This is a genomic window from Xanthomonas sp. LMG 12460 (assembly GCF_009192895.1).
GTDB classification, from domain to species: domain Bacteria; phylum Pseudomonadota; class Gammaproteobacteria; order Xanthomonadales; family Xanthomonadaceae; genus Xanthomonas_A; species Xanthomonas_A sontii.
This window is the reverse complement of record NZ_NKUH01000090.1, coordinates 24,648-33,507: the sequence shown is the minus strand read 5'-3', so window position 1 is coordinate 33,507 and position 8,860 is coordinate 24,648. Positions and strand designations below refer to the sequence as shown.

Annotated in this window: 6 protein-coding genes; all 6 read left to right on the top strand. The window is 62.1% G+C overall.

Features of this window, described 5'->3' with window-relative positions; translation table 11 throughout:
- On the top strand, positions 1 to 248 hold a 248-nt coding region (locus CEK66_RS17035; RefSeq protein WP_226978655.1), incomplete at its 5' end, for a hypothetical protein.
- The gene (locus CEK66_RS17030; protein ID WP_152237692.1) at positions 241 to 1,638 is read left to right on the top strand and encodes a UvrD-helicase domain-containing protein; all 1,398 of its coding nucleotides are present in this window, start codon (positions 241 to 243) and stop codon (positions 1,636 to 1,638) included. The genes CEK66_RS17035 and CEK66_RS17030, both read left to right, overlap by 8 nt.
- 492 nt (positions 1,639 to 2,130) lie before the next feature.
- The gene (locus CEK66_RS17025) at positions 2,131 to 3,006 is read left to right on the top strand and encodes a phage exclusion protein Lit family protein (RefSeq protein ID WP_193312697.1); all 876 of its coding nucleotides are present in this window, start codon (positions 2,131 to 2,133) and stop codon (positions 3,004 to 3,006) included.
- A 148-nt stretch (positions 3,007 to 3,154) separates the two neighbouring features.
- Complete coding sequence (locus CEK66_RS17020; RefSeq protein ID WP_152237690.1) at positions 3,155 to 3,877, top strand: class I SAM-dependent methyltransferase; 723 nt, start codon at positions 3,155 to 3,157, stop codon at positions 3,875 to 3,877.
- Positions 3,878 to 5,038: 1,161 nt separating this feature from the next.
- Positions 5,039 to 6,148, top strand: a complete 1,110-nt coding sequence (locus CEK66_RS17015) for a DNA repair exonuclease (protein WP_152237689.1) — start codon at positions 5,039 to 5,041, stop codon at positions 6,146 to 6,148.
- A complete protein-coding gene (locus CEK66_RS17010) occupies positions 6,145 to 8,766 on the top strand; it encodes an AAA family ATPase (RefSeq protein ID WP_152237688.1) in 2,622 nt (873 codons plus the stop codon). The genes CEK66_RS17015 and CEK66_RS17010 overlap by 4 nt, the downstream gene beginning before the upstream one ends.
- Positions 8,767 to 8,860: the final 94 nt, after the last annotated feature.

Here is an 8,860-nt window from a genome sequence, read left to right as displayed (position 1 = left end):
GAATGTCGATACAGCCTAGCGGGATTGGAAATGGATCCTTCGTGGATATGGATTTCGAACTCGAACTCGGACTGAAGCGGGAGGCGGTCATGCAAAGGCTGGCCGGGCTAGCCAAACAGTATGCATGGTTCAAAAATCAGTACATTGCTCGCGGTTTGGCTTTCGTGGTTGATGAGGCCATAACCCAATCACCGAAGTCTGAATTAGCCCTGGCCCTGAGAGAGATCGAGGCGTGGCTCTATGCTTAGTCCGAAGAGCCTCTTGGGCGTGCGGCGAGGCAGTGTGGTGGCGCCGGCGGGCCACGGAAAGACCGAGTTGATAGCCAAGCTTACGGGCTTGGCGGGAAGAACCTTGGTCTTGACGCACACGCATGCCGGTGTCCATGCACTGCGCGCGCGCATGATTCGCCTGGGCATTGATCCCCGTGCCGCCGCGGTCGACACCATTGCAAGTTGGGCGTCGCGCTACACGGCGGCCTTCCCAACGTTGGGAAAGCCCCTGGGGAGGATGCCTGTAGGCAACGAGTGGGGCAAACTCTACGTCGGTGGACTGGACGTGCTTTCGGCTTCACCGGTTAGAGACGTCATTGCGGCTTCCTACGATCGAGTGCTGGTGGACGAGTATCAGGACTGCGACTTGCCTCAACACCATTTTGTGGTCGCACTGGCGGAGCAATTGCCTACCATCGTTTTTGGCGATCCCATGCAGGGGATATTTGGCTTTCGTGAAAACCCAAGTGTGTCATGGGAGCGCGACGTCTTTACTGATTTTCCGCTAGTGGGCACCCTCGAAGAGCCGATGCGATGGAAGGGGACCAACCCCCTGCTGGGCGAGTGGATAGCGCAGGTCAGGCACCAGCTGGAACGGGGCGAGTCTGTGGATCTGACGAGTGGCCCTGCAACCTACTTGCCATGCGAAGACGAGTACGACCTGTCGCCCCTGTTCCACGGGCTGGATGAGGCGCGTGGAACCGTCGCAGCACTTCATTGCAGGCGTGGGGCATGTGACCAACTGGCCAAACTGAGCAACGCTGCGTACCAGGCAATCGAAGACATAGCCTGCAGAGCGCTGCAGGAGTTCGCCGCTGCCTGGGACAAATCGGCTGCGAGCAGCCGCGAAAGCTTGCTTCGGGGGTTTGAGAAAGCGACAGTGACATTCAAGTCATTGAAGCACGGTGAGAAAGATACGGACCAGGACGTGGATGCTTGGAACAGGGTTGCCGCATCCTATCGAGCTTTGGGTGTGACCGGCGATCCCCAGGAGGCGGTCAATGCATTGGCGGGCCTTCGCCTGCACAGCCGGATCAGGATATTCCGCGCGGAACTGGTTCGGGATACGACAAAGGCGCTGACGGCCTTGGCTGAGGGAAAGCATGCCACGTTGGCGCACAGTGCCTTCGTGACTCGGCAGCGGGTGAGCCACATGGGCCGGCATCTGCCGAGGCGCACGGTATCGACGCCGCTGTTGCTCAAGGGACTGGAGTTTGACCGCGTAGCAGTTCCGGATGCAGTCCACTTTGACCGGGAAAGAGATCAGGCGGCGCGGGCGAAACTGTTCTACGTGGCCCTGTCGCGTGCAAGGTCCTCTTTGGTGATCTCATCTTCCAGTCCGACGGTCCGGTTTCCTTTGCCAAATTGATCGTGGATAAGCTCAGCGTTTCAGCCAGGCGGGGAGCAGGCTTTTCCCACTCCTGAGGCAATCAAGGCGTCCGTTCGTAGCCAGAAACGGATGTTGGCGAGGCAGGGGATCTGGGATGTTTATCGGGGATAGGGGAGGGCAGCTTCCGACCCAAAGCAGACGTCCGGATCGGCCCTACCAGACGGAAGAATGAGTGAGCTAAATCGGCCTGACGATAGACCCATCTAACGTGCAAGCGATGCCTCGGCGCGGCGAGCCAATGGCTTTGGCAACTATAACGGTATTCACCAAGCTGGGGAGCTAGGACCAGACAAGCGTCATGCCGCTAGCTTTCATGTGTTATTGGCGAAGCATTTTTACCGCCAAAGTTCGCGTGGTCCCCAACGAGGTAAAATTCAGATGGACGGTATGTGCTGCCGATCCACTAAATTGAGGTTGCAACCTATTAACAATCCAACACAGCTACGCAACCTCCGCGAGGTCGTCCACGGCATGTTTCTTGCCGTCGCACCCGAGCGCACCGTCGAACTGCAACGCTATTGGGACGAGTACTCGCCGCAATTCCAGATACTTGAAGACGATGGGCCGGATGGCCCTATCGTTCTGGACGCCGGTGGATTCTTCTATATCCGGTTCAACCACCGCGTCATGCGGCTGTTCTGGTTAGCGAGTTTTGCCCTGTGGGAGGGCTATGCCGCCTACCAGCAATACGCCAGCACCCAGGAAGCCAACCTAACGCGGTTCGGCGCCATCCTCGATTGTTTCGAGGCCACCCGCGCCTCCGTCGACGTTGATGCTGTGCCTTGGCCCGACTTCCTGCCGTCCCCGGGTGAGCTTGTCGACCACGTGGAGGGTGATCCAGCGCGAGTCGGCGGCGAGCTGGCCATCTTCGGTGTGAGTTGGGCCGTGCTGCACGAACTGCAGCACCTCATTCACCAGCAGGTCGGAACGGCCGCGGACTGGGACGACCTCGAGGGGTGCAAGCACGAAGAATTTTCCTGCGATGCGTTCGCCACCACCTTGATGCTTGAGCGGATTGCCGAGCAGGCGGCGGCGACCGGTCAATCGGCTTCCGTTATTGCGGCGAAGCGTCAGACGGGCATCTACTGTGCCCTCTTCGCCATGACCTTACTGTCACGCGCGAACTGGGGACCAGGCAAGCGCCATCCAGCGGTACAAGAGCGCATCGATGCGGTCATGCACATCCTGGACGCACACGGCACCAGTAAGGTGGGCGCCATCATCGCCGTCTCGGCCTTTGCCTCACTGCAACTCGCGTATCCGAACGCACCCAACCCGTTCCACGCGGTGAACACGATCGCCTTGCGCGAGGACTGGAATCCAGACGCCCCCTTGTTCGAAGACTGACTACGGGTTCGCACGCACGCAACTTGAACGCGCTCGTCGACGAGGTGGCCTTGAAAAGCGTGGGTGCGCCCGTTACTTTTGTGGGAGCGCGTGGCACGCCGCTTCGCGCGGGCGTCGTGATTAACGCTCTTCCTATAACGAGGTCCGCATGGACAAGTACACGTGGCAACGCATGGACGCAACGACCTACCCGGACCACTGGGCGCGCGAGTCGCGCGTCAACGAAGAACAGGGCATCTACCGCACCTTGGCCAACATCACCCCGAGCCAGCGCACGCTTGAAATCGGCTGCGGCATTGGCTTGGGCACGGTGGCGCTGGCGGGCAAGCGGACCGTGCTGGCGATGGACAACAACCCCAAGCTGATCGCGCTCGCGCGCCAGACGGTGCGCGACGCCGGTGTCGGCGCCGAGCTACTGCACGACGACGTGTTCACGGTCACCGCACCGACGGCCAACGCCATTGCGAGCTTTGCACCGGATGGCATCGTATGCTGGTTTGCCGGCTCGCACCCCGGTGACGTGGAGCACCGCACCTCGCCGAACCTACCGATGGCCGAGCGTCCCAAGCAGTACCGCGAAAACATTGAGGACCGACTGGTGCTGCCGCCGCTCTGCGGACATTCGGTGAAGTGGATTCACCTGGCAAACCGCGTCGGCGTGTCGGCCTCCGCCTCGCTGAGCGACATTGTCCAGGCCACGACCGACGACTACAACACCCACATGCTCAAGGGCTCGCAGTTCCAGGTGACCGATGTCGAGGTGTTCGACTGGACGCCGGGCAAGCTGGCGTACGTTTTCGCGGACAACCCGGCCTTTATGGGGGGCCAGCTGCAGTACAAAGTCATCTCTCTGCTGATCCGGCGCGCCTAGCACCGTCGTGCGGGAGTGGAGCGCGAGCGATGAAGTTCTCGGTTGACCTCACCAGCAATGGCATTATCCTCAACGTCGCAGACGCTTCCCGGGTGCGTCTGGCACCGTTGTCAACCGCGCACCAGACCGCCCCGAAGGACTGCTACGTGTACGCACACCGCGACGCGAGCCTACATAGGTATGGGCACCAGAAAGCGCGCCTGGAGCGGTGACCGGCATCTGTTGTGGCACCGCTACGTGACTCATCACCTCGGCGGTGTGCACACAGTGCAGATCTTGGCCGACGACTTGAGCTCGGATGATACCGGCGAGTTGGAAGGCGACTGGATCGCACAGGAACGCACTACGCTGGTCAATTGGGTCAACTCCCACCACTCGATTACGCCACGCATGACCGTTTCCGTGCCCTGCTCAATGCCATGCGCGAGCTCGTGCAAGTCGCACGGGGCCTAGAGGCATCCGACCTCGTCGGCGCCTCCACGCTGTATCGCGATGCGATCGCAACGATGCGCTAGCACTCGGCGATCACCCTAGAGAGCGGCCTGATCGCGCAGCTTATCGAAGAGCAGCTCAACGAGACAGGCCGCACCGGCGATGTGTCAGTGCTTGATCGCCTGACCTCGGGCCTGATCAAGCTCGGCCGAGTCGAGGAGGCCATGAAGGTTGCGGAGGCCTACTTCGCAACCTTCACGGGGGATATAGCACTTCGCGCGCCGGCGAGGCCATCATCAAACGTGTGTCCAAGGCTCAGAGCAAGCGCTGAGCGACTTCGCAGAATGTGTTCGCTGGCGAGAGTTGAAGTCGTGAGAAAAAGACGAGAACCGGCAAAGTGGGCCACGCGGCACTGATCGATGTCCGCTTCTGGCCGGAAGCGGACATCGGCCAAGGCAGGGGATTAGGGGAATTTATCGGGGGTAGGGCAGGGATGGGCTGCATTCGACCCGAGGTGGTCATTCAGGATCGTTTCGCAGTTTGGGCGGTAATCGCCTGCGAATGGCAAGCGGGAGCGCGACGTGACACTCTAGGGGAAGACCCCAACAAAGGGGCAGCAGTATTTTTGAGGGTGCCGAACATTGTCCCGTCGGTTAAGATCGAGCCGGCGGCGGCCGAGAACTTCCCGCGCATAGCGAGGATAGGGAAATCCTGACCAGGGGGGGCATATTGAAATTCATCCATTCTGCTGACTGGCAACTCGGCAAACCGTATCGGTACTTCGAGCCCGAAGTCCGGGCCGGCCTCAGCGAGGCGCGGTTCGAGGCAATCGACACACTTGGGCGCACGGCGGTCGAACACGGGGCACAGCACGTCGTCGTTGCCGGCGACATCTTCGACACTGAAGGTCCGGAGGACAGGACGATTGTCCAAGCTATATCCCGGATGAGCCGTCATAGCTGTCGCTGGTGGCTGCTTCCAGGCAACCATGATTTCGCGCGCAATGGCGGATTATGGGATCGCGTCCGTCAACGGGCGAGCGAAAACATCGCCATCTTGTCGAGGCCCGAGCCGATCGAGATGAACCCCGGCGTCTGGCTGCTGCCCGCGCCGCTTGAGCATCGCCACAATCTCGAAGATCCCACCGCCCGCTTCGACTCCATGGAGACGCCCGGCGCGACCCTCCGTATCGGTCTCGCACACGGTTCGATCCGTGACTTCGGCTCGCAGGGCGAAACGAGGAACCAGATCGCGCCCGATCGCGCACGCCGATCGAACCTCGATTATCTGGCACTCGGTGACTGGCACGGGGCACTCCGCGTCGATGGTCGCACTTGGTATGCCGGCACGCCCGAAGTCGACCGCTTCCAGCGGGACGATCCCGGACAGGCCCTTGTCGTCGAGCTGTCGACCGGTGTGGAGCCGTCCGTCACGCCGATCCGCACGGGCCGCTTCCAATGGCTTTTGCGGGACTGGATGGTCAGTGACCGGGCAGCGTTCGATGCCGAGTGCGAATTGCTCCTCGGCGCGATCGACGCGCCCACAACGCTTTTGCGCCTTACGCTGGCTGGTATCACCAGTCTCGGCGACCGGATTGACATGCTGGGTCGGCTCGAAAACGATCTTGGCCATCAGCTGCGGTATCTCGACGTGCGCGCGGATGATCTGGTGGGTCGGCCGAGCGAAGAAGACATTGCGAACTTGGCCGTCGAGGGCATGCTCGGGGCGGCGGCGGCGATGCTTAATACCAGGATCGAAGGTGGCGGCGAGGATGCGGCGGTTGCGAAGCGGGCCCTTGAGCGCCTCTTCGTCGAATATAGCCGGGAGGAGTCGGCATGAGCTTCGCCATTCGTCGCATCGCGGTGAAGAATTTCCGGAAATTCCGCGCACCCGTCGTGATCGAGGGCCTTACCGACGGCCTCAACGTCGTCATCGAGCCGAATGAGACGGGCAAGTCGACGCTTCTCGAGGCCTTGCGCGCGGCCTTCTTCGTCCGCTTCAACACGCGCAATCAGCTGGCCCAATCCTTCGCCCCACACGGCGATGCGGTCAGTCCTGAGGTCGAGGTCGCTTTCGATGTCGATGGCACGCCTTGGTCGGTGACCAAGCATTTCTTGCGCAGCGCCTCGGTCGAGGTCTCGGGGCCTCAGGGCCGTGCGCAGGGGGAGGAGGCCGAGGCGCGCTTGAATGCGCTGCTCGGCTCGGTCCGCGACACGAGCCGGGGCGGCGATGTCGCGACCTATGGCGCGCTCGGTTTACTTTGGGTCGCCCAGACCGAGGCCTTGTCCGTGACCGCGCCCGGCCAGATCGTGCGCGACAGCATCACCTCCACGCTCGAGGCGGAAGTCGGATCGATCATGGGCGGCGCTGCCTATCGCCGCGTCAGGGATCGGGTCGAGGCTCAATATGAGCTCTACTGGACACCGACCGGCCAGAAGCGTGGCCGGCAAACCGACGCGCGTGAGCGGCTCGAGGCCGCCGAGACCACGGCGCGCGAAACCGCGGATCGATTGGCCACGCTGGAGCGCAGCTTCTCAGATGTCGAGGCGACTCGCGCCCGCCTGAAGATCATTCAGCGCGAGATGTCGGACAACACAGACGCGCAGACGCGTAGCGGCCTGGTTGCTTCGCTCGATATCGCACGAGCGGCGGCCCAGATCCTCACCACCCGTCGTGCCGAGCAGGAAGCGGTCAACGGCAAGGTGAAGGCGCTTGCGGACCTTCAGCAGCGCCACGACGACGCGACGCAGGCCCGGATGAATGCCAACGCCGCGCTGACCCAGGCAACCGAACATCGTCTCGGGGTTACCGACGCATTGTCGGCGGCGAAGCAGAAGGTGGTGGATGCGCGCTCCGCGCTCGATTCCGCACGCACGGACCGCCAGGCCGCGCGAACGGCCCTGGCTGAAGGCGAAGAGCGGATCCGACAAAGCCGTCGTGGTGCCGCGATCCAGGCCGCGCGTCGGCGGCATGCCGACCTCCTGAAGCTTGAGGAACAAAACAGCACCGCGAAGGCGCTCTCCGACACGGCGATCGCCCCGAAAGTGCTGACGTCGCTTGAAGCGCATGATCGCGCCGTTGCGGAAGCGCAAGCGGTGGTGAACGCCGGCGCAACCCGGATTGCATTGTCCGGCTCAGCGGACGGAATTACGATTGATGACGAGCCAATGGCAATCGGCGCGCGCATTGTTGATCGCGAAGTTCATATCCGCTTCGGCGCCGCCGAGCTTCAGATCACGCCGCCGGCGTCTGCCACCAGCGCCGTGGAGGTCTTGGCGTCTGCGCTTCGTAAGCGGAAAACGGCGCTCGACGATCTCGGTGTCGTCGATCTTGCTGCCGCGAGAGCCCGCAACGAGATTGCCAGGGATGCCGCAGCGGAGCTGCGAACCCTGGAGGCGCGCATCGAAGCGGCCACTCCCGCCGATGATGTCCTTCAGCTTGCCGCTGGATCCGCCGCGCTCAAGCTGTTCATCGCCGAGCTCGGCACGGAAGATGCCATAGGGGAGGGGGAACTTCCCGATATCGCGGCGCTCACGAAGGCTATGGATACGGCCGATAGCGCCGCAGCCCGTGCCGAAGGGGCTCAGGATAGCGCCATCGAGGCCCTGCGTCGCGCCGAGCAGGAGGAAGCGCCGCTTGCGACGGCAGAAGCCAGGGCCTCGAGCGATGTTGCCAACGCCGTCAGCACGCTTGAGGCGATCGAGCGGCGACCTGAATGGACGACGCTTACCGAAAATCTGGCCAAGGCGCGCGAGCAAGCCGCCGAGGCTTCGGTCAAGGTTGAAGACGCGCTCCGCGATGCCTCTGCGCACGACGTTGCGGCAATCAAGCGCAAGATTGAATTGATCGATGCAAGGGTGCGCACCGCCGTAGAAACCCGAACGCGGCTGGAGACCGATATCGCGCGCCTTGAAGGGACTATCGAGAGCGAGGGCGGGCTCGGCCTCGCTGATCGGACAGCTGCCGCCTCCGAGGAAGTTGAGGTGGCTCGTCTTGCCCTTCAGCGCATCACCGATGAAGCTCAAACGCTGAAGGTGTTGCGAAGCACGCTCGATGCCGCCCGTAACGAGACGTCGGCCAAATTTGTCGGTCCGGTGGCGGCGCGAGCGAAGCGTCATATCGAGCGTCTCCTGCCTGGATGCGAGCTCACCTTTTCGGAGGATCTCGGTCTCGAAAGCGTGATCCGTGCGGGCATGGAGGAAAGCTGCGCGAGCCTGTCGCGCGGCACGCAAGAGCAGCTTGCTGTCCTCACGCGCATTGCATTCGCCGATATGCTGTTGGAGCAGGGAAAGCCCGTATCGCTGATACTGGACGATCCGCTGGTCTACTCCGACGATGCCCGTCTCGACACAATGATCGAGATTCTGTCGGAGGCAGCAACCCGCATGCAGGTCGTCCTTCTCACCTGCCGTGATCGCGCCTTCCGACATGTCGCTGGAAATCGGATCGCATTGTGACAATGACGTCATCAATCGCCGATATGCGATCATCGAGAAACGGGAGAAGCCGATAATGGGGATTTCGATGACGAACGAATGCGGGCGCGATGTC

Excerpts from the sequence above, each read along its gene's own strand:
- CEK66_RS17020 (WP_152237690.1), top strand. The coding sequence starts at position 3,155 with ATGGACAAGTACACGTGGCAACGCATGGACGCAACGACCTACCCGGAC.
- CEK66_RS17010 (WP_152237688.1), top strand. The coding sequence starts at position 6,145 with ATGAGCTTCGCCATTCGTCGCATCGCGGTGAAGAATTTCCGGAAATTC.
- CEK66_RS17030 (WP_152237692.1), top strand. The coding sequence starts at position 241 with ATGCTTAGTCCGAAGAGCCTCTTGGGCGTGCGGCGAGGCAGTGTGGTG.
- CEK66_RS17025 (WP_193312697.1), top strand. The coding sequence starts at position 2,131 with ATGTTTCTTGCCGTCGCACCCGAGCGCACCGTCGAACTGCAACGCTAT.